This is a genomic window from Candidatus Dependentiae bacterium (assembly GCA_026389015.1).
In the GTDB taxonomy this organism is placed as follows: domain Bacteria; phylum Babelota; class Babeliae; order Babelales; family Vermiphilaceae; genus JAPLIR01.
Genome location: JAPLIR010000024.1, coordinates 1 through 20,660 on the forward strand (window position 1 = coordinate 1; position 20,660 = coordinate 20,660).

At 39.5% G+C, this 20,660-nt stretch carries 14 protein-coding genes, 2 tRNA genes, 1 other RNA gene and 1 pseudogene; 14 read left to right on the plus strand and 4 right to left on the minus strand.

Features of this window, described 5'->3' with window-relative positions:
• The 6 genes and pseudogenes from NTX86_04265 to cmk all read left to right on the plus strand — a co-directional run.
• A partial coding sequence (locus NTX86_04265; GenBank protein MCX5922515.1) for a hypothetical protein occupies positions 1–1,613 on the plus strand: 1,613 nt, incomplete at its 5' end.
• Positions 1,614–1,626: 13 nt separating this feature from the next.
• The gene (locus NTX86_04270) at positions 1,627–3,384 is read left to right on the plus strand and encodes a hypothetical protein (protein MCX5922516.1); all 1,758 of its coding nucleotides are present in this window, start codon (positions 1,627–1,629) and stop codon (positions 3,382–3,384) included.
• The gene (locus tag NTX86_04275) at positions 3,338–3,634 is read left to right on the plus strand and encodes a hypothetical protein (protein ID MCX5922517.1); all 297 of its coding nucleotides are present in this window, start codon (positions 3,338–3,340) and stop codon (positions 3,632–3,634) included. The genes NTX86_04270 and NTX86_04275 overlap by 47 nt, the downstream gene beginning before the upstream one ends.
• 135 nt (positions 3,635–3,769) lie before the next feature.
• Positions 3,770–5,647: pseudogene (locus NTX86_04280) on the plus strand (hypothetical protein).
• A gap of 80 nt (positions 5,648–5,727) precedes the next feature.
• On the plus strand, positions 5,728–7,461 hold the full coding sequence (gene recJ, locus NTX86_04285) for a single-stranded-DNA-specific exonuclease RecJ (protein MCX5922518.1): 1,734 nt from the start codon (positions 5,728–5,730) through the stop codon (positions 7,459–7,461).
• Positions 7,458–8,141 carry a (d)CMP kinase gene (gene cmk / locus NTX86_04290; protein ID MCX5922519.1) on the plus strand — a complete coding sequence of 228 codons (684 nt, stop codon included), beginning with the start codon at positions 7,458–7,460 and terminating at the stop codon, positions 8,139–8,141. The genes recJ and cmk overlap by 4 nt, the downstream gene beginning before the upstream one ends.
• Before the next feature lie 73 nt (positions 8,142–8,214).
• On the opposite strand, the gene NTX86_04295 is transcribed toward cmk, so the two are convergent.
• Positions 8,215–8,445, minus strand: a complete 231-nt coding sequence (locus NTX86_04295) for a hypothetical protein (protein ID MCX5922520.1) — start codon at positions 8,443–8,445, stop codon at positions 8,215–8,217.
• A gap of 122 nt (positions 8,446–8,567) precedes the next feature.
• Entirely contained in the window at positions 8,568–11,030 is a 2,463-nt protein-coding gene (gene lon, locus NTX86_04300; protein ID MCX5922521.1) for an endopeptidase La, read from the minus strand.
• A 495-nt stretch (positions 11,031–11,525) separates the two neighbouring features.
• Between lon and NTX86_04305 the strand changes: the two genes are divergently transcribed.
• From NTX86_04305 to raiA, 7 genes are all read left to right on the plus strand, one after another.
• The gene (locus NTX86_04305; GenBank protein MCX5922522.1) at positions 11,526–12,998 is read left to right on the plus strand and encodes a hypothetical protein; all 1,473 of its coding nucleotides are present in this window, start codon (positions 11,526–11,528) and stop codon (positions 12,996–12,998) included.
• Positions 12,999–13,146: 148 nt separating this feature from the next.
• Complete coding sequence (rpsB, locus tag NTX86_04310) at positions 13,147–14,016, plus strand: 30S ribosomal protein S2 (protein MCX5922523.1); 870 nt, start codon at positions 13,147–13,149, stop codon at positions 14,014–14,016.
• 21 nt (positions 14,017–14,037) lie between these two features.
• Positions 14,038–14,126, plus strand: a tRNA-Ser gene (locus NTX86_04315).
• Between the two features lie 216 nt (positions 14,127–14,342).
• Positions 14,343–14,436: signal recognition particle sRNA small type (gene ffs, locus NTX86_04320), an RNA gene on the plus strand.
• 215 nt (positions 14,437–14,651) lie between these two features.
• Positions 14,652–16,439, plus strand: a complete 1,788-nt coding sequence (gene dnaX, locus NTX86_04325; GenBank protein MCX5922524.1) for a DNA polymerase III subunit gamma/tau — start codon at positions 14,652–14,654, stop codon at positions 16,437–16,439.
• Positions 16,423–17,751 carry a ribosome biogenesis GTPase Der gene (der, locus tag NTX86_04330; GenBank protein MCX5922525.1) on the plus strand — a complete coding sequence of 443 codons (1,329 nt, stop codon included), beginning with the start codon at positions 16,423–16,425 and terminating at the stop codon, positions 17,749–17,751. The genes dnaX and der overlap by 17 nt, the downstream gene beginning before the upstream one ends.
• Positions 17,752–17,851: 100 nt before the next feature.
• Complete coding sequence (raiA, locus tag NTX86_04335) at positions 17,852–18,196, plus strand: ribosome-associated translation inhibitor RaiA (GenBank protein ID MCX5922526.1); 345 nt, start codon at positions 17,852–17,854, stop codon at positions 18,194–18,196.
• Here the strand turns inward: raiA and NTX86_04340 are convergent.
• Positions 18,176–19,078 (minus strand): hypothetical protein, encoded by a 903-nt coding sequence (locus NTX86_04340; GenBank protein MCX5922527.1) that lies wholly within the window; start codon positions 19,076–19,078, stop codon positions 18,176–18,178. The two genes, raiA and NTX86_04340, sit on opposite strands and share 21 nt — an antisense overlap.
• 90 nt (positions 19,079–19,168) lie before the next feature.
• Between NTX86_04340 and NTX86_04345 the strand changes: the two genes are divergently transcribed.
• Positions 19,169–19,241: transfer RNA gene (locus NTX86_04345), tRNA-Ala, on the plus strand.
• A 514-nt stretch (positions 19,242–19,755) separates the two neighbouring features.
• Here the strand turns inward: NTX86_04345 and NTX86_04350 are convergent.
• Positions 19,756–20,580 carry a hypothetical protein gene (locus NTX86_04350; GenBank protein ID MCX5922528.1) on the minus strand — a complete coding sequence of 275 codons (825 nt, stop codon included), beginning with the start codon at positions 20,578–20,580 and terminating at the stop codon, positions 19,756–19,758.
• Positions 20,581–20,660 lie beyond the last annotated feature (80 nt).

A 20,660-nucleotide genomic window follows, 5' to 3' on the forward strand; every position in this document is an offset into this window, starting at 1 on the left:
CGGTTGAGTACGAAGTAGTGTTGCCGGCAATTGCCAAATTAAGTAATGTTAAAAATCAAATAAAGCAGGTGGTTACTTCTTCAATTGCGGAGTATATGAAGCCGCTTTCTCAGTATGTTAAAAGGACTTCTAAAGCGGTGCAAGAAAATCCATATAAAGATAAAATTGCGCATGTGCGGATTGGTAACGAATTATGTACTGAAGAAAAAGCGTATCTTGAAAAACGTATGCCTAAAGTAAAAGTTACACTTGAAAAATTACTGGGTCGTTCAATAGATTTAAAAAATGTGCCCAAAATTGCTCTTCTTGGCAGCGGTGGTGGTCATCGAGCTCTCGTGAGTTTTACTGGGTGGGCTGAGGGCTTTACGAAAATAGGATTGATGGACACGGTAACCTACATGGCGGGTGTTTCTGGATCTACGTGGTTTGTAGCATTATGGTTATTGAGTGGTTTGCCCATCGATAAGTTTAAAGAAAAACTTTCTATGACGGTTGGCGAGGGGTTACTAAATATAACTCCCTATGAATTTATATTGTTAGCTAACAGCTTTTTGGTGAAAGCTGCTTTTGATCAAAATGTAACCTTAATAGATATATGGGGTGGCTTAATCGCCAATACGTTCTTGAAAGACTCTGGGGATAAACGTTATATGCAATACTTATCACAACAAGTAAAAACCATAGCGGATGGCGATTGGCCGTTGTCTATTTATACGGCAATTCGTGCGGATGAGAATAGCAAGCAAGATATCTATGAATTTACGCCATATGAAATTGGAGCGACCTGGCTGGGGCCACAAGGTATTTATGTTCCCACATGGGCATATGGAAGAAAATTTAAAAATGGTGTCTCAGTAGATTTTGCACCACAGCAAAACGTAGGATTTATGAAGGGAACTTTTGGTGCCGCAATCGCTGCAAGAATCGATACTTCTCTCGCATTTATTTTCGCGAATAAAAAAATACTGCCGCCTTTTGATCAAATAGTTGATGTAGTGTTATCGACTATTGGCAATCAACGAGTCACTACTGCATCCATTAATAATTTTGCTTTTGGCATAGAAGGTAGTGTGGTAAAAGATGCGGAGCAGATAAATTTAAGTGATACCGGCAATGAGATTAATTTACCCTATGCGCCATTGAGTGGTGAGCGACCTGAACGGTTAGCTGACATTATGATATTCTTGGATGTTTCATTGGGGCTTCCAGGTGATTTTCGTAAGGTTGAAAAGTATGCGCGGAAAAAAGGGCTTAAGTATCCTGTCATTAATTATGCGAATGTAGAAAATCGTACGGTAAGTATTTTTAAAGATGCAAATGATTCTACCGTGCCGTTAGTTATCTACATGCCACTAGTGAGTGATTCCTCGTTAATTAAAAAAGCAAAAGATGCTCAATTATTTACAGGATTGATAGCTCATATTGATGGTTTTGATGTGCAAAAATGTATGCATGGTGGCTATTGTGATACAGCGAATAATAAATATACCAAAGAACAGGTTGAACAGCTCAGTGCATTAACAGAATTTAATGTGCTTGCTAATAAAGATACAATTATTGAAGCGATTGCATGGAAAGTTGATCAGTTAGAAAAATCTCATACATCAAAATAAGTGTAGGAAAATTATGGCTGATATACGTTTAAAGAGATTATTGGTAGTGGGGTTGTGTCTTAATTTATATTCTGTGACGACTAGGGCTGGTATTATCACGCTTCACAATAAAACTGATCGCGATGTATTTGTTTCCATGTATCGGTCGGCATCATCGGAAAAATCTGGCGTGCATGCTAATGGGCAGTCGGTGATTCCCATCATGATAAAAAAAGAGGGCTTTGTAGATATAGAGCGGCCTGCCGACGATCGTGTATTAGGATTTTCTTTCATTGAAAAGGATCTTGGCAGTTCTATAGAAGCTGATACATTCGCCAAACTTGCGCACGTTCCAGTCCATCTGGTTTCGGGTGATTCGCTCTATTTTGCGGTGGATGGGCCTGAGTTGAAGGGGTACGACACGGTTGAGTACGAAGTAGTGTTGCCGGCAATTGCCAAATTAAGTAATGTTAAAAATCAAATAAAGCAGGTGGTTACTTCTTCAATTGCGGAGTATATGAAGCCGCTTTCTCAGTATGTTAAAAAAACTTCAAAGGCAGTGCAACAAAATCCTCATAAAGATGAAGTAGCACAAGTGCGTATCGGCAACGAGTTGTGCATGGAAGAAAAAGCGTATCTTGAAAAGCGTATGCCAAACGTTAAAACGGCGCTTGAAAAATTATTGGGACGTTCAGTAAATTCAAAAAATGTTCCTAATATTGCTCTTGTAGAAAGTGGTGGCGGCTACCGTGCTATGTTGTGTTCTATCGGTTGGCACCTTGGCATAACAAAACTGGGAGTTATGGATGTTGTTACCTATATGGTTGGGCTTTCTGGTTCTACGTGGTCGATTGGTTCGTGGGTTGCCAGTGGATTATCGATTGAGCGTTTTAAAGAGCAGTTGATTCCAAAAACGGAACAGGGTATTTATAGTTTAAGTGTTCCTGAACTTATGTTGTTAGCGGGCAATCTTTTGGTTAAGGCCGCCTATGATCAAGAGTTAACAATTATAGATTTGTATGGGGCTCTTTTGGCTAATGCCTTGTTAAAAGATTTTGGGGACGATCGTCAAAAAATTTATTTATCGCAGCAAGCAAAGACAATAGAGGGTGGTGATTGGCCATTTCCTATTTATACGGCAGTACGTGCCGATGAGCATGCAAAACAGGATTGGTATGAATTTACGCCCTATGAAATTGGTGCGACCTGGATCGCGACTGATAAACGTGGCATGTATATTCCTTCTTGGGCTTATGGAAGAACATTTTTTGCTGGTAAGTCGATTGATTTTGCACCTGAACAAAGTTTAGGATTTCAAAAGGGCACCTTTGGTGCCGCGATTGCTGGATCGGTTGAAGAAGCAATTCAAAAAATAACGGAAAGCAAAAAGGTGCTACCACCCTTTGATCAAGTTATGGATGTCATGATCAATACATTGGGCAGCCAACGTATTACTACTGCCGTTGCTAATAACTTTTCTTTTGGTATGGAAGCGAGCACTATAAAAGATCTTAAGCAGCTGCGCTTAGCCGATGGTGCTACTGAATTTAATTTACCCTATCCTCCGGTAAGTGGTGAAAGGCCTGAGCGAAAGGCAGATATTTTAATTTTTGTTGATTTTGCAGATGATTCTCCAACTGACTTTAAAAGAGTTGAAAAGTATGCCAGAGACAAAGGGCTTAAGTTCCCTGCAATTGATTACGCTGCCATAGAAAATCGTGTGCTCACTGTATTTAAAGACGAACATGATGCTTACAGTTCCTTTAGTAATCTACATGCCGTTGGTGAATGATGCGGTATTGTTGGCAGAGGCTAATAATAATTCAGAGCTTGCGGCATTTGTTCCTCTACTAAAGAACTTTAATATTTTAGAGTGTATAAAAAATGATTATTGTAGTACGACAAATCTTAAATATTCAAATGAAGAAGCACAGAGGGTAAGTTCTCTCATGGAATTTAACGTGCTTTCAAATAAAGATAAAATTATTGAGGCAATTGTGTGGAAAGTTGATCAGTTAGAAAAAGCTCATACACCAAAATAGAGGTGAAAAAATATGGCTGATATATGTTTGAGGAAATTATTAAGAATGGCGTTCTGTTGCAGCATATGCTCGATTGTTGCTCGGGCGGAGATGATTACCCTCTATAATAAGACTGAGCGAGATGTATTTGCTTCGATGTATCGTCCAGTGTCATTGACAAATATTGATGTGCAGTCAGTTGTTCCTATCACTATCAAAAATGGTGATTCTGTTGATATAGAGCGCCCAACGGATGAGCGTGTGTTGGGATTTTCTTTTTCTGCCAAAGATCTTGGAAATTCTATTGAGGCTGACGCATTTGCAAAAATTGCACAGGCTAACATACACCTTATTTCAGGAGATTCGCTCTATTTTGCATTGGATGGACCAGAGTTGAAGGCATACGACACGGTTGAATACGAAGTGGTGCTGCCGGCGGTTAATAAACTTAAAAATGTAAGAAATCAAATCCTACAGTTTGTAACACCATCTATTGTAGAATATATTCGGCCCATAGCATCGTATATAAAAAAAACTTCTGAGGCAGTGTTAGACAATCCGCATAAAGATGAAGTAGCGCATGTGCGGATTGGTAACGAGTTGTGTTCTGAGGAACAAGTATATCGTAAAAAACGCCTGCTCAAGGTTCAATCAGCCCTTGAAAAATTATTGGGTCGTTCAATAGATACAAGAAATGTACCTACTATTGCGATTCTAGGCAGTGGTGGTGGTTATCGCGCCATGGCTACTTTGGCGGGTTTTAATGTTGGCTGGAATGTTATTGGTCTTATGGATGCGACCGCTTATATAGCTGGCGTCTCAGGATCAACGTTTACCATTGGTCAGTGGATGTCGAGTGGTTTTTCTGTTGAACAGTGTAAAGAGGCGTTGATTGCCAAAATGGCTCGTGGTTTATGGTCGGTTTCTATTAATTAATTTTTTTTATTGGCGCAGGGCTTGTTGATTAAAGCGGCATTTGAAGAACAGGTGACCATGATAGATTTGTGGGCAGGTCTTACGGGTAATGCCTTACTAGAAAATTTTGGTGATAATCGGTATAGGTTGTATTTATCGCAACAAGCAAAAACAATTTCTGATGGTGCCATGCCGTTTCCTATTTACACGGCTGTGCGTGCGGACGAACATGCATCGCAAGATTGGTATGAGTTTACGCCGTATGAAATTGGTGCATCGTGGATGGGTACTAATACGCGTGGCATGTATGTTCCGACATGGTCTTTTAACAGAATGTTCAAAAATGGTGTTTCGACCAATGATGCGCCAGAGCAACCTCTTGCTTCTTTGCTTGGTATTTGCACTTCTGGAGGGGCCACTAAAATTGCCAGTCAAATTAGTTTTTTTATGCAGGGAAAGAAGATAGTCCCGCCGTTTGATCAAGCTATTGATGCTATTCTGAACTCGATTGGCAATCAACGTATTACAACAGCAGAAATTAATAATTTCACTTGTGACATGAAAGATAGTCAACTTAAGAACGTTAAAATTATTAATTTAGCAGATGCCGGCGGCCATATGAATATTCCATACCCTCCGCTGAGTGACAAGCGACGTGCAGCAGATATCATGATAATGGTGGATGCTTCTTTTGATTTACCTGTCGACTTGCCAAGGATTACACAGTATGCCAAGGAGAAAGGGTTAAAGATCCCAGTTCTTGCGCATGAAAATGTAGAAAAATATTCGGTAAGTATATTTAAAGATGATAATGACCCAACGGTTCCACTGGTTATTTATATGCCGCTTATTAGTGATACGGCGTTATTGGCATCAGTAAAAGGTAAGCCTGAGTTTGCAGAATTTATTACGTTATTGGAAGGATTTGATGTTGCCAAATGCATGCTGGATGGCTATTGCCACACCTCTAATTTTGAATATACCAAAGAGCAGGTATTGCAGCTGAGTGGGCTCATGGAGTTTCATGTACGTGCCAATGAAAAAAAGATCATTGAGGCAATTGCGTGGAAAGTCGCACAGTTAGAAAAACATACTGCATTAGGTGTAGCAATAGATTAGTAGCCCATGCTTTAAATTGTTGTGGTTTCTTGTTACGCTGGTTGAGTAATAGTGTAATAAATAACATCAAGGTATATTCCATGCAGACAGTTCAAGGCGCTAAATATCTATGGAAGCTACCTGTTTACGATAACGCAACGGTGCTTGAATTAGCATCAGCGTACAATCTTTCCTTTCCTATTATTCAAACATTGATGACGCGTGGATTTACTAATAAAGCGGCTATTGGCAGCTTCCTTTTTACTTCGTATGAAGGTGACGTTGCGCATCCATCATTAATGAAAGATGCACTAAAATCAGCTGAACGAATTCTGCAAGCAATAGAGCGCAAAGAAAGAATTTTGGTGTGCGGTGATTACGATGTTGATGGCGTGACTTCATCAGCTATGATGTTAATTAGTTTGTTACCACTGGGTGCCGATATTAATTTTTTTATTCCTAATCGTGCACGCGATGGCTATGGCCTTTCAGCAAAGGTTATTGAACGTGCCGCGAGTAATGGTTATAAAGTGGTGATCACGGTTGATAATGGCATCACGGCGTTTGAACCCGCACGTCGTGCAAAAGAGCTGGGTGTTGATTTAATTATTACCGATCACCATAAAACCCATGCGCATGTGCCTGATGCATTTGCCATTGTTAATCCTAATCAACATGATTGTGATTATCCTTTTAAAGTATTGGCCGGTGTTGGTGTTTCGTTTAAATTGCTTTCGTTATTATATGAATTAAAAAAATTAGAGATGCCAGCAAAAGCGTATGAATTGCTCATGCTGGGAACTATTGCAGACGTTGTGCCTTTATTGGGAGAAAACCGATTCTGGGTTCGTCATGGCTTGAATTACATTAATAAGTTAGAAAGTTTATCTTTCAAGACATTGAAAACCAATGGCAAACTCGAAAAACCAAAAATTTCAGCAACTGATATTGGCTTTTGCATTGCACCACAAATTAATGCGCTCGGAAGATTAGAAGATGCGCGCCAGGCTGTAAAGTTTCTCATTGGTTCAGATGAAAAAGAAGTTAATGATGTTGGTCGCGTGCTTCTTGAATTGAATCAAGCACGACGAGATATTGAACGTTCTATATTTCTTGAAGTTGATGCGGAAATTGCACATGGATCTATTGACGTAAAACAAGAGAATATAATTGTTGCGGCAAGCACAAAGTGGCCTGCGGGAGTTATAGGTCTTGTTGCTTCACGGTTTGTAGGTGCTTATGGGAAACCAACCATATTATTTCATCTCACAAAAGATGGGCTTGCCAAAGGGTCATGTCGCTCGATTCCTGAATTTGATATGTTTAAAGCATTGCAAGAATGTCATGATCTTTTAATACAATATGGTGGCCATCCTATGGCTGCTGGACTTTCTCTTAAAGTTGAGAATGTGCCTTTATTAAAAGCAAAATTAGAAGCATTAATCGCTGAACAGTTAACACCCTTTGATTTACAACAAAAATTAGTGCTTGATGCTGAAGTTACGTTGCCCGATCTTACTAAAAAATTTATGGAAGACATTGGTCAACTCGAGCCGTTTGGTAATGCCAACACCAATCCTACTTTTTATGTTAAAAATGTTACGCAGGTACAAAAGCCGACACTCATGAAGGATGCGCATGTTAAATGTCATGTCTTTGCCGATGGTGTTATTAAACCAGTAGTATTTTTCAATCGTCCTGATTTATTTGAACTGTTTCTTGCACAAGAGCAGGAGCCGTTTTCTTTGGCCGCACAGGTTTCAGAAAATCATTGGTCTGGCCGGGTTAATATTGAATTAGTTGGTCTCGATGTTGCGGGGTTAAAATCAGTATGATTATTACTATTGATGGCCCCGTCGCTAGTGGCAAATCAACGATTGCGCGGAGCATAGCACAACGACTTGGTTATTATTATATTGCCTCTGGCGCTGTGTATAGGTCGCTGGCTTATCTTTTGATGCGTGAATGTGGCTACCGCCTAGAAACTATTGGTGCTGTAGCTCAATCTGATATTATTAATTTGTTAGATGCCAAGCGCCTACTGTATTGCTATGCTTCAGGCACGGGTGAGACATTAGTATTTGATGGGGAAGATATTACGCAGTATTTGTCTGCCAGTGATGTCGCCAACGCTGCATCAGTAATGAGTGCCAATCCTATAGTGCGCGATGCGGTGGTTTGTTTCTTACGCAATTTAGTAAAAAATGTCGACAGTATTACTGATGGTCGCGATTGCGGTTCTGTATTGTTTCCTGACGCTGAAATTAAATTTTTTTTGACAGCCTCGCTTGATGTTCGCGCATTACGTTGGCAAAAATTGCAGGCGGTCTTGGGCAATGTAGTGGATTTCGATGAAGCTAAAAAATTAGTGAGTGCGCGAGATAAGCGTGATAGTGAGCGTGCAGTGGCGCCGTTAGTCATTCCGGATGGCGCTCTTATTATTGATAGCTCAGCATTAAGTCAGGATCAAGTGATTGACCTGATTATAGATGTAGTTAAAAATAAAATTTCTTAATTTTTTGTACATAAAAAAAGCGAGGAAACTTTCGAAAGTTTCCTCGCTTTTGTATTTTTAAAGAATCTGTCTCTTATTTTTGTGAGTAAGATTCTTCAGCTATTTCTCTTGTAGTTGCTACTTTGCCAGTTTTAGCTGTTGGAGCTTTTTTTGAGGTAGCTTTTTTTGTTGTTGTCTTTTTTTCTTTGGTGCTCTTTGAGGTTGTTGTTTCTTTGGTGCAGCTATTGCAGCCTCTTTTTTTACATGCAGGTACCATAGCAAGCAATGAAACGCACAATAGGGTTAGTAGTCCTTTTTTCATCATTTCTCTCTCCTTAATAATGGTTATTAAATGACTTCACTAATCTATTCTTTCTTGTCTTTTACCATAGACAAGATGCGTGGTTCATTGCAAGAATTTCAATGTTTTCTTAAAAAGAATTTTGTTTAATTCTTTTTTTTCTTGGCAGGTTTAGCTTTTTTTTTCGTTGGTTTTTTATGCTGGTTATCATCAGTGGCTTTTGCAGCTTTAATGGTAGTTTTATCAAATGGATTTTTCACAAAGGCTGCTTTGAGTACTTCATCCATACTTGATACATACATCAATTGTAAGCCACCAATTTCAATTTCCTTGAGAATTTCTTGAACATCATCGTAATTTTCTTGCGGAACAATGACCGTTTTAAAATTATGTTGTTTAGCGGCAAGAATTTTTTCCTTCAAACCACCAACTGCCAGTACACGCCCTTGTAAGGTTATTTCACCCGTCATGGCAAAATCATTGCGTATTGGATTGTTAGTGAGTGCTGACACCAGTGCTGTGCACATGGTGATACCAGCCGACGGACCATCTTTAGGGGTTGCGCCTTCAGGAATGTGAATGTGTATATCTTTAGTTGTGTAGAAAGAGCTTTTTAATCCAATATCTGCAGCGCGTGATCTGATATAGCTTAATGCAGCATGAGCAGATTCTTGCATTACTTCACCCAGCTGGCCGGTTAAGGTAAGACCACCTTTTCCTGAAATAACCGTTGTTTCAATTTCAAGTACGTCGCCACCTATTTCAGTCCATGCAAGGCCGGTAGCAATACCAATTTTGTTTTGATTGGTCGACAAGCTTGTTTTCCTGAAGGTAGGATGTCCTAGCCATTCTTTTATTTTTGCATCGGTTATCGTGACGCTCTTAACTGATTTCTCTTTCAACAATACTTGAATAGATTTACGCATGAGTTTGGTGATAACTCGTTCAAGTTGGCGCACGCCGGCTTCTTTAGTGTAGTTGGCAACAACCGTACGGATGATGTCGCTGGTAATTTTGAATTTTTGTTTAGTAAGGCCATAGGTTTTTAAATTTTTAGGAATTAAAAACTTTTCAGCAATGTCTATTTTTTCATCTTCTGTATAGCCAGATAGATTGATAATTTCTAGGCGATCATATAATGCATACGGAATACCATCAATCATATTGGCAGTTGCAATGAACATAACTTTTGAAAGATCATATTCAACATCAAGAAAGTGGTCAACGAATGATTTGTTTTGTTCTGGGTCAAGCACTTCGAGCAACGCGGCTGAAGGGTCACCATGCATATCGCGTGACATTTTATCAATTTCATCAAGCAAAATGACAGGATTTACGGTGCCCGCTTTGCGCATTGCTTGCACAATTTTTCCGGGCATTGCGCCGATGTAGGTTCTACGATGACCGCGTATTTCTGCTTCGTCACGAATACCGCCAAGTGAAATGCGCACAAAGTTGCTGCCTAAGCTTTCAGCGATTGATTTTCCAAGTGATGTTTTGCCAACACCAGGAGGACCAACCAAACAAATGATGGGAGACTTATCAAGATTTTTTGAGAATTTTTTAGCTGCCAAAAATTCAATGATACGTTCTTTGGCTTTTTTAAGTCCCGCATGGCTTTCTTGGAGCATGGTTTCTGCTTCCGTAAGACCAATCGTGTCTTCGCTTATCTTTTTCCATGGAATTGAAATAATCCAGTCGATATAGTTACGACTTACGACTGCTTCGGAAGAAAGAGGCGGCATTTGTTCCAAACGCTTGAGTTCGCGTTCAACTTTTTCAAGAGCTTCTTTTGAAAGACTGAGTGTCTTGAGTTTTGACTTGATAGCTTCAAGCTCAGCTGATTGATCTTCGCGTCCCAGCTCTTTTTGAATTGCTTTGATTTGTTCGGTGAGATAATATTCGCGTTGGTTTTTTTCTACCTGCGTTTGAATGCGCCCACGAATTCGATTTTCTGTTTGCAGAATTTCGATTTCATTTTTAAGCATAGCACACAAGGTAACCATACGTTTTTTCAAATCAGTGATTTCAAGTACTTTTTGGCGATCATCAAACGATAAATTGGTAATGTGAACAGCGATGGTGTCAGTGATATAGTCCATGTCGTGCACATTTTTTGCCACTATGGCTAGATCGGCTGGAGCCTTTTCATTGAGCTTGGCATAAGCGGCATATAGCGCTTGTAATTGGCGCCACGTTGCTTCAAGCGCAACGGTTTTGCTCATATTGGTTGTTGGTAGATCTTCGCACCAAGCGCCTAAAAAACCATCAGTGGGCTCTGTTTTGAGAATGCGTGCGCGGCTAATGCCTTCAGCAAGAATCTTGAGAGCATCATTAGGCATGCGCATAACTTGTAGTATGGTTGATTTGGTACCGTATTTGTAAACGTCTTGTTCGGTTGGGTTTTCAATAGCAGAATTATGCTGTGCAGTAATAAAAATAGTACGATCGTGCTTGAGTGCATATTCAACTGCTTGAATAGAAGATTGTCTGCCTACAATAATAGGGATGATGCTTTTGGGCAATATTACTACATTTTTAAGCGGCAAAAGAGGCAGAAAATTGTGTTCTTTTATTGTGGTCGGTTCTGTTTGATTATCGATTATCATATTATATATCCTAGGCCGTGTAAGCCAATAAAATGCTAGGTCATGAGATCCATTATATGGTTCTAGTATACCATTTTTTTACGAGAGTACCTATACAAGTTTATCACTGTTAGGGGTTAGGGAGACTGCCTGTTGCCCTTTGTATTATTGGACTGCGGCAGGGGTCGGCTTGCAGTTCAATGTGAATACTCTTATTATTTTTTACAAATGAGTAATCTTTTGCTAGGATTCTCTTTCTCTTTGTATTAAATTAAACATGAGCTCTAATTTCTAATGGAAGAGGCTTTTCGAGTGTTATCTTGTGTTTTAGTTTGGTTATTTGAATTATTCAAAAGGTTATTGTCCTTTGTGATGATTCTCGGAATTGGTCTATTGATAGAAAAAGCCTTCTAGAATAATCTTTTTAGAAGGCTTTTTCTGTTTTTTTTAGTACACTGGTCTATGAACTAAAGGTTTTTTTGATTGTTTTTACTAAAAGGTCGGGGAACGGATTTTATGAGTATGGGTCTTAAGAAAAAATTTGGCAGTCTTCGTGAGTTTGCAGTTTCTGCTTTCAAGAATATATTGGGTGCATTCTATGACATTGAAAAGCACGAACGGTTAAAAGTTGCGCTTCTCACGCTCACCTTCTTTTTGATTGTAGCTGCGTATACCGTTGCTAAAGAGTTGAAAGATTCCGTTTTCATGCATATCGTAGGCAAAAATTATGTGCCTATGGCCAAGTGGACCTTTATGCTTGTCCTCATTCCAGCAATTTTTGTTTACTCCAGGCTTGTTGATAAAATGAAGCGTTATCAACTGCTGAGCTTCCTGAGTTTCTCTTTCGGGATGGTTGGTCTTATCTTTGCATTTTTATTAGGACATCCAACTATCGGGTTGGCTAATACTGTTGCGAGTCCCGACAGATTGTTTGGTTGGTTTTTCTATTTCTTCATCGAAGGATATTCTCCGTTTGTGGTCAGTGTATTTTGGGCCTTTGCAAACTCGATCAATTCTCCTGAATCAGCTAAAAAAAATTACGGTGCCATGGTATCTGGTTCTAAGCTGGGTGGCGTGACAAGTGCCGGACTAGCTTGGTATTTTTTATGCCAAGGTGGCAGCGATCTTGCCTGCGGTATCTCTGATTCTGATATTACTAAGCATCAACTGATTATAGGCTTAGCATCGTTGTGTTTGTTAGTGGTTCCGCTCATTGTTTGGGCATTGATTAGATATGTTCCGGCTCGCTATCTGCATGGTTATGAGGCGGTATATCAATTTGAAAAACAGCAAGACAAAGAAGGCAAGACAGAGACCGGCATGTTCTCTGGTATAACTATGTTTGCTAAATATCCTTATGTGCTTGGCATATTTGGTATGGTTTTCTTTTATGAGGTGATTTCTACCGTACTTGGGTTCATGCGTCTTGAAGTTGCCCAGGCAAATGCCAAGAGCCTGTCTGATGTTAGTGGTTTCTTATTAGAAATGTCATTTATGTACCACTTAGCGGGCGTATTTATTGCTCTATTTGGTACGAGTGCCTTACTCAAAAGACTTGGCGAACGTATTTGTTTGATTTTGATACCTATTATCAGCGGAATATTGCTGCTTTATTTGATGGCAAGCAATGCAAGTCCTTATGCTCTTATGGTTGCTTTTGTAGCCCTAAAAGCTTTAAATTATGCCTTTAGTTGGCCAGTCAGAGAAAGTCTTTATATTCCCACCGTTAAAGAGATTAAATTCAAATCAAAATCATGGATTGATGCCTTTGGTAGTAAGTTTGCCAAAAGCGCTGGTCAAGCGTTTAACGTTATGGCAGCAAGGCTCGGACCCGGATTATTTATGCCCGTGCATTCATTCTTTTTTGCCATTCTTGTTGGTGGTTGGTTTGGAACAGCATTGTTACTAGGCAGACGGTTTGATAGGGCGGTTGCCAACAATGAAGTCATAGGTGCTGAGGCGGTAGTTGAAATAGAGGCAGCATCTTAAGGGTTTTCATTGAAATTCCTTAGTATTATGCTAAAATTTGATTGATAGTTTTTATTAAAAACCTTGCTTTCTCGTTACATAAGGGTGGTCATTGGCGATATGCCAATCCCAGAGGAAGTAATAGTCATAACCCTTACAAGGATTATTCATGGCAGAAAAAAGAACAATTAATTTTCAAGATCTCGTTAAAGCCGGTGTTCACTTTGGTCACCAAACATCTCGTTGGTGCCCAAAAATGGCTCCTTATATTTGGGGCTACAAGAATAACGTTCATTTGATTGATGTTGCTAAAACAGCTAATCAATTAGAAAAAGCGGCTAAATTTCTTGAAAGTGTCGCAGCTGAAGGCAAATCAATTTTATGGGTTGGTACCAAGAAGTCTGCTCAAGGTGTTGTTACTTCAATGGCAACAAGCTTGAATATGCCTTTTGTAAATCACCGTTGGATTGGTGGTACTTTGAGTAACTATCCTCAAGTTAAAAAGTCAGTTACCAAATTGATGCACTTTGAAGATATTATTGCAAAATCAGACAAATATTCTCACTATACCAAAAAAGAATTTACCGTGTTTAAAAAACTGGTAGAACGTTTGGAAAAGAATATTGGTGGTATTAGAAATTTACATTGGCCGGTTGGCGCAATTGTATTAGTTGACGTAACCAAAGAACGTTCTGCTCTTAAAGAAGCAGCGCAAGTTGGTATTCCTGTCGTAGCAATTGTTGATACTAATGGCGATCCATCGTTGGTTAACTACGTTATTCCAGCAAACGATGATGCTCCACGCGCTATTAAAGTTATTATTGACTACTTAGGGCTTGCGGTACAACAAGGTAAAGATGCAGCTAAAGCACAAGGCAAAGAAAAGCCTGTTGTTGCAGAAGTTGTTACTCGACCAGCTATTGATGAAACTGTTGCATTAGTACTTGCTCAAGCTGATGAAGAAGAAGAAGATGCTAAGGCTAAGCGCAAAGCAGCAGAAGATCTAAAGAAAGCAAAAAAAGCTGTTTTAGCTGAGTAAGCAAAACGATTGAAATTTTTTGGAGAGATGTCTGAGTGGTCGAAAGAGCACGATTGGAAATCGTGTATGTCTCGAAAGGGGCATCGAGGGTTCGAATCCCTCTCTCTCCATACTTTGCTCTTTAAGGAGCTTCGTATGGCGCGGCCATCTTCTTAAGGGACTTTATCTATAAAGTTTGATAAAGCGAAGCGTGCTTGTTCTTCGCAGCTCGAAGTCCGGCGTAGCTAGCCAAGCCTGATGGCCTGGATTAGCGTAGAGGGATTAGCGAAGTAGAACAAGAAAAAAATGTCTTAATTTAATGTTAAGACAAAAAATGAAAATACAAATCTGGGGAAGTAAGTAAAGAATAAATGCATAATCTGTCAGGTCCGAAAGGAAGCAGCAGGGGTATTGATTTCTTGTAGTTACTTCCCCTTTTTCTACTGCGCCAGAAACTCCATGTGTTTGAAGTTGGGGATGAGTGGCGAGTAGAAACCCTTCGTAGCTAGCCAAGCCGGGAGGCATGGATTAGCGAAGTAGGGTGAGTGGCTTGCAAGCCGTTTCTTTTGGCGAAGCAAAATTTATGGTATAATTAATAGAGTAATGAAAGCGACGACGGTAGATACTTATTCCTGAATTATTGAATATAAATTATTATGAGCACTGTTCTTAATCTTGCGCGAAAATGGCGGTCAAAATCATTCGATCAAATGGTGGGACAAGCTTTGCCCATCAGAATGCTTAAAAACAGTCTCTATTTAGAAAGTTTTTTCCCGGTCTATCTCTTTTCAGGTCAGCGAGGATGTGGCAAAACAAGTATGGCTCGTATCTTTGCGTCGGCCGTCAATTGTGAGAAGTTGCCTGATTTTCAAAAAAATCCAAAAATTATTAAAGTCCCTTGTCTTGAGTGTGCTTCATGCATTGCGATGGCCAATGGCCAACATCCAGACTTTATCGAAATTGACGCCGCGTCCTATACCGGTGTTGATAACGTTCGTCAGATTGTTGACGCATCATCCTTTTTGCCGGTGATGGGTCGTAAGAAAATTTATCTTATTGATGAAGTTCACATGTTGAGTAAGGCGGCATTTAATGCTTTTCTGAAAGTCATGGAAGAACCAACGTCATCAGTGCTCTTTATTTTAGCGACGACTGATCCTCAAAAAATTCTTGATACGGTTAAGTCTCGTTGTTTCCATGTTTTTTTTACGCCAGTAGACGCACCAAGCTTGTCTAATCACTTGGCTGCAATATGCCAGGCTGAGAACATTAATTTTGATCAAGCTGGTTTGGATCTTATTGTAAAAACTACAGAAGGTTCGGCACGAGATGCGATTAACTTGTTAGAGCAGGTACGATTCTCAACGAGCAATGTAACCAAACAAGCTGTGCTTAATGTATTAGGTCATCTTGATGATGAGCGTTTAGTCGCTTTATTTAAGATTTTACTTTTTGGTGGTGTTGCTGAGCTCTTGCGTTACATGAAGGCTCAGAATGTTGCCAGCTACTCAGCTGAATTTGTATGGAACAAATTGAATGAACTTATTCGTGCTGCATTGTGGATTAAGCATGGCGTTGAGCCGCAGCATTTTATAGAACATCTTGATGTGCTTAAGAGAATGGTACAGAAATGTCCTGTTTCAAAATTGCACGAGCTTCTTGATGTTTTGTATGCACATGAAAATTCATTTTTAAAAACTACCGCGCAACATGGTTTACTCGAAATTATTTTACTGAAAATGTGTCAGAAGAATAACGTTGATGATAATTCTGGTTCTTCTACTCCTCAAAATGCTTCAGCTGCTGATGTTGGTGATGCGGCTCCTGTTGGTCACGATCTTCAGGATGAAGGTGAAGATGTCGAAGATGAGGATGAAGAGGAAGTTGAAGGGATGTCTGTTTTAAAGCCATGGCAGAACTTCTTGTATGATGTAGAAGCATTGCAAGATCCGTTACTTAACTCTGTGTTCAAACAGGGTATCTGTGTCCGTTTTAACGATACGTCTAAGATTCTTGAAGTTGCGTTTTCAAAAGAATTAATATTATTTAAAGATTGGTTGGATGGTGCTGCTCGTTTGTGGCAACCATTGTTGCAAAAATATTTTGGTGGCACAGCAACCTTGAAGCCTCTTTTTACGTTAGAAAATAAAACGACAGATATGCCACGAAAAGTGGCAACTCCGTTTATTAAGATTGAAGTCTCACGAGAGTCTTTTGTAAAAAAGAATGTAAGTGAGCAACCAGTAAACAAAGAACAATCCTATAAAAAAAATTATGTTGCACCGTTTAATTCTGGAAAAAAATATGGCGCTCCATCTGAGCAGCTTAATCCACGCATTGATGTTTCAGATGCTACAGTATGGAAAAAAGCGACCATGATTTTACAATACTTTCCAGGTACCGTGCGAGAATTTAAAGAAAGCGCCCATGAGCAAAAATCCTAGTGTTATAATTGTTGGCCGTATGAATGTTGGTAAATCAACATTGTTTAATCGGTTATCTGAAAATGTTAAAAGTATTACGCTTGATTATGAAGGTGTAACGCGCGATTTTATTAAAGATACCGTCTCTTGGCAGGGGCGATTTTTTGATTTAATCGATACGGGCGGCATTAGTTTGCGTAAATCAATGGACCCTATCGCGGAAAAATCTCGCCAAGGCGTACTCGACCTTATTCAAACGGTAGACGCTGTATTATTTGTTTGTGATGCTGTTGCGGGTCTTACGTCAGAAGATCGCGAAATAGGAAAATTATTACACAAGTCTGGTAAAAAAACGATTCTTGTCGTTAATAAAATGGATAGCAAAATTTCTGCTGAAAATATCGATGAATTCCGTCAGCTTGGTTTTGAAACGATACTAGAAATCTCGGCTGAGCATTCGCGAGGTATTGGCGATATTCTTGATTTGGTCAGTAACATGTGGCCTGCTAAAGAAAGAGCTCTGCCAGAAGAAAAAACTGGATGCAACGTCGTATTGCTTGGCAAGCCCAATGTAGGTAAATCTTCATTAATGAATTTATTGCTCAACAAAGAGCGTTCAATTGTATCTGAAATTGCTGGTACAACGCGAGAAGCGTTTAGCGAAACGATATCTTTTTATCAAGAAGACATCCAGGTTACCGATACACCTGGTATTCGTAGAAAGCATTCAGTGACGGAAGACTTAGAATCATTGATGGTCAAGAGCTCGTTTCGTGCTTTGCAGGAGACGGATATAGTATTACTACTCATTGATGCTTCCGAAAGCAAACTTGCCGACCAAGAACTTAAGCTTGCCTTTTATGCGTTCACTGAAAAACATAAAGGGTTGATCTTATTGTTTAACAAACAAGATTTGGCAACTGAAGATTCAAAAGAATTTATGGCATCAAGTATTGATGAATATAAGTATTTGATCAAAAAAGTACCGCAGTTAAACATCTCATGTTTGACGGGTAAAAATGTTGGCCGTGTATTGCCACTTGTCAAAGAAGTTTGTGAGCGCTACAACCAGTGGATTACTGAAGAAGATCTTACTATTTTGTTTAAAGCGGCTATAGAAAGAAAACCTCTTTATCACAAAAAATCTATTTTGATTGTCTATGGTGCTAAGCAAATTAAAAAGGGGCCGGTCACTATTCTATTAATTGTGAACGAATCTGATTGGTTTGGACCAAGTCAATTGATGTTCTTCGAGAATCTTATGCGTGCGAACTATAACTTAGTTGGTGTTCCTGTTCGATTTGTTCTGCGTAAAAGCTGGCGCGCTCGCTAGTTTTTTATGTAAACATTAGGTATGGGTTGCGTTTTAACTTTCCTTTAGTATAGACTTTTTCTACGTTAAGTAGTGAGTTTAACCTAAGGGGAGTTATCAAATGAACGTCAAATTTACCTTTCGGCATATGGAAAAATCAGCTGGCATGGAGCAATACGCTCAGGATCAATTGGCAAAAGTAGAACGCTTTCTAGAGAACGAAGCTTCTCCTGTTACCATAGAGTTCATTTTTGAGCCATCTAAGGTTCGTGAGCATCATAAGGTTACTTTGCATGTTCAGTCACCGAATTACAAGTTAGTATCAGAATACGAACACCAAGGGGATGATTTTTATCAAACCTTAGACCGTGTTGTTGATACGATGTATCGTCAGCTTCGTGAAGCAAAAGAAAGAAGAGTGAGCGATCGTAATCATCCTAAAGATTCAATTAAGAAGTTTGAGTAATGTATGCATATAGTACGTTTGATATGCTTGTGCATAGAGTACTATAGAGCCTGCAACTAAAAATATGCCGATGGTGTTCAAAAGAGAATGCCATCGGTATTTTTTTTTGAACTGTCCAAGGTAGATACACACTATGCCGCTCAGAGTGCATGAGCCAGCAAGTATCCATAACGTTATATGTGGCGGGAGAAATATGTTTAGAAAATATCCCACAATGCCCATAATACCTATGCCAAGGGCGTAAAACCATGGCATCCAATAGATAGTATATCCTATACCTATGAGAGCAAGGGCAAGCGCTATGATTTTAACCCACCATATTTGCACAATGGTGAGCGCGGCGTTGATGTATTGTGTTAATGGATCGAGGGGCTGTACGGACACTCTGGTCTTGGGCAATTGCATGTCATTGCCTTCTGATGGCACATCAACATGTTGGGCAAGAGCAAACGTTGTTGTTTCTTGAGCTGATTGTTGAAATAATGAACACAGCGCCGTTTGTATATGCTTGCTTGAATGTTGGTAGTAGCTGACATGAAGTTGGGCATCATTGAGGTTTATATTCTCTGTTTTTGCAGTAACGGTTATTGAAAAGCTTTGTATATATACTTTTTTTGTTTCTTTAAAGGCAGTGTCGTAATACGCTTGTGCTTCACTATTACTGCGCCATTCAGATAGGGTAATTGCAGGATGGTCAGCAGTAATAGTTAGATATTCTTTATAAACGAAATCGCCCGGTTCTAGCGTAAACGTAATGGTAATGTGTTGTTCATTATTGTGTATTGGTGTTATGTTGAGCTGAACATGTGCATTAAGTTTGGGAAGTATGCAGAGTACGTTTATGATCAGTAGAAAGTAGATAGTGTTATTTGGGTGAGCCATAGCAACGTATCCCTTTTTTTATTGCATTTCCCTTAATTATCTTTAAAATAATTATACTTCTTTTATTTTAATTTCGTAATGAAATTTTTTGGGGCTATAGCTCAGTTGGTAGAGCGCATGGATGGCATTCATGAGGTCACCGGTTCGACCCCGGTTAGCTCCATACTTCGCTTATCCGGGCCTTCCGGATCGGCAAGCTTCGTATGGCGCGGCCATTTTCTTAAAGGAAGACAATCATTAAAAAACGACTGCGTCCGGCGAAGCCAAAGGCGAAGACGGAAGTGATTTTGCGAAGCAAAATAGTATCGAACCACGTATGGCAAGCCATCTTTTTAAAGGACTCCGTATTATTAATAAAAAAATATTGGTAGAACTGAGCGAAGTATGCCCGACGTAGTTTGCCGAGCCTGATGGCCCGGATAAACGTAGCCTGGGCTGGCGGCACATTGTAAAAAGCTTTCTTCCCTCGTGCTTGGCCAGTTTTTTCAAGGAATCAAGATCATATATTACAAAGAGTTTCTATCCACCGCTCGCCCTGAGTTTTTTTTGAAATGCGTAGCATGAAAAAAAAGTATCGAATGGGTCGGTGGACAAGTGATTTGCAATGGTAAGTTTTTTAGGTTTAACTCTTATCGTTTGGATTCAAACGCCCGCACCGTGTGGCGTACCAATCTTTCTTAAATTTTAGCTTTTGAAGATGATTCTCTTGCTTCATCCTCAGCGGCAGTAGAATCTTTTTCATTCTTACGTTTTGCCCCTGCATGTTGTCCAGCGGCCTGTAAGTCTTTTCTCCATGAATCATCAGTTAATAAATCACCAATATCTTTAATAGGTAATTCATCAGTTTTGTTATCTTTTCGAATTTCAAGTGCTGCTTTTATTAGAGTGTATGCTGATGCTGCTTTGACATGTTCACGAACATGTTGGGGCGGCCATTTCGTATGTGTTTCAAGTAAAATATTTGGTAATGTATGAACACTGTCGCGCGTACTGTTATAATTATCATGAATGAGAATATTAGTTAAAAGTACCACGTCATTGATTCGAGTTGATTCAAGTGCGCAAGCTATGGAGCAAGATACGTTGTTGTTTTCAATGAGAGCTTGTTCTGTGACAGCTATTGCTCCAGCAAGCATATTAATCATGGGCATGCAAGTGTTTGCTGGGATTATTTTTTTTGTTGGTCGATGTACAACCATTGTTTCCTGACGGCCGGATATGCCACTACCTGCAACAAATTGAAGAGGAGATAAGCCTAATATGCCAGGGATTGAATTTTCTCTTATTATTTCTCCAATGCGCATTTGTAAGAAGCAGTGTCTTGCATGTTTTGACTGTTGCATGAGGCTGGATAAGAATTTATCGACTTCATTTTGACGGTAAAAATCTTCTTTTTCGCTTCCAGCTTGAACGTTATCAGATTCATTTTTATGTTCCTCATCTTTTCCCATGCAGCCAAGGGGGGCATGTGCAAGTGCCAATAATAGTAACATCTTTTTCATAGTCGTATCCTTCTATAAATATCTCATTAATATCGTACATGCATTATGGTAGATCTTTTTGAATTTTCAGTCTATTGATT

Bases quoted from the DNA above. Each gene is read 5' to 3' on its own strand.
- NTX86_04270 (MCX5922516.1), top strand. From the start codon at position 1,627: ATGGCTGATATACGTTTAAAGAGATTATTGGTAGTGGGGTTGTGTCTT.
- NTX86_04275 (MCX5922517.1), top strand. From the start codon at position 3,338: ATGATGCTTACAGTTCCTTTAGTAATCTACATGCCGTTGGTGAATGAT.
- recJ (MCX5922518.1), top strand. From the start codon at position 5,728: ATGCAGACAGTTCAAGGCGCTAAATATCTATGGAAGCTACCTGTTTAC.
- cmk (MCX5922519.1), top strand. From the start codon at position 7,458: ATGATTATTACTATTGATGGCCCCGTCGCTAGTGGCAAATCAACGATT.
- NTX86_04295 (MCX5922520.1), bottom strand. From the start codon at position 8,445: ATGATGAAAAAAGGACTACTAACCCTATTGTGCGTTTCATTGCTTGCT.
- lon (MCX5922521.1), bottom strand. From the start codon at position 11,030: ATGATAATCGATAATCAAACAGAACCGACCACAATAAAAGAACACAAT.
- NTX86_04305 (MCX5922522.1), top strand. From the start codon at position 11,526: ATGAGTATGGGTCTTAAGAAAAAATTTGGCAGTCTTCGTGAGTTTGCA.
- rpsB (MCX5922523.1), top strand. From the start codon at position 13,147: ATGGCAGAAAAAAGAACAATTAATTTTCAAGATCTCGTTAAAGCCGGT.
- dnaX (MCX5922524.1), top strand. From the start codon at position 14,652: ATGAGCACTGTTCTTAATCTTGCGCGAAAATGGCGGTCAAAATCATTC.
- der (MCX5922525.1), top strand. From the start codon at position 16,423: ATGAGCAAAAATCCTAGTGTTATAATTGTTGGCCGTATGAATGTTGGT.
- raiA (MCX5922526.1), top strand. From the start codon at position 17,852: ATGAACGTCAAATTTACCTTTCGGCATATGGAAAAATCAGCTGGCATG.
- NTX86_04340 (MCX5922527.1), bottom strand. From the start codon at position 19,078: ATGGCTCACCCAAATAACACTATCTACTTTCTACTGATCATAAACGTA.
- NTX86_04350 (MCX5922528.1), bottom strand. From the start codon at position 20,580: ATGAAAAAGATGTTACTATTATTGGCACTTGCACATGCCCCCCTTGGC.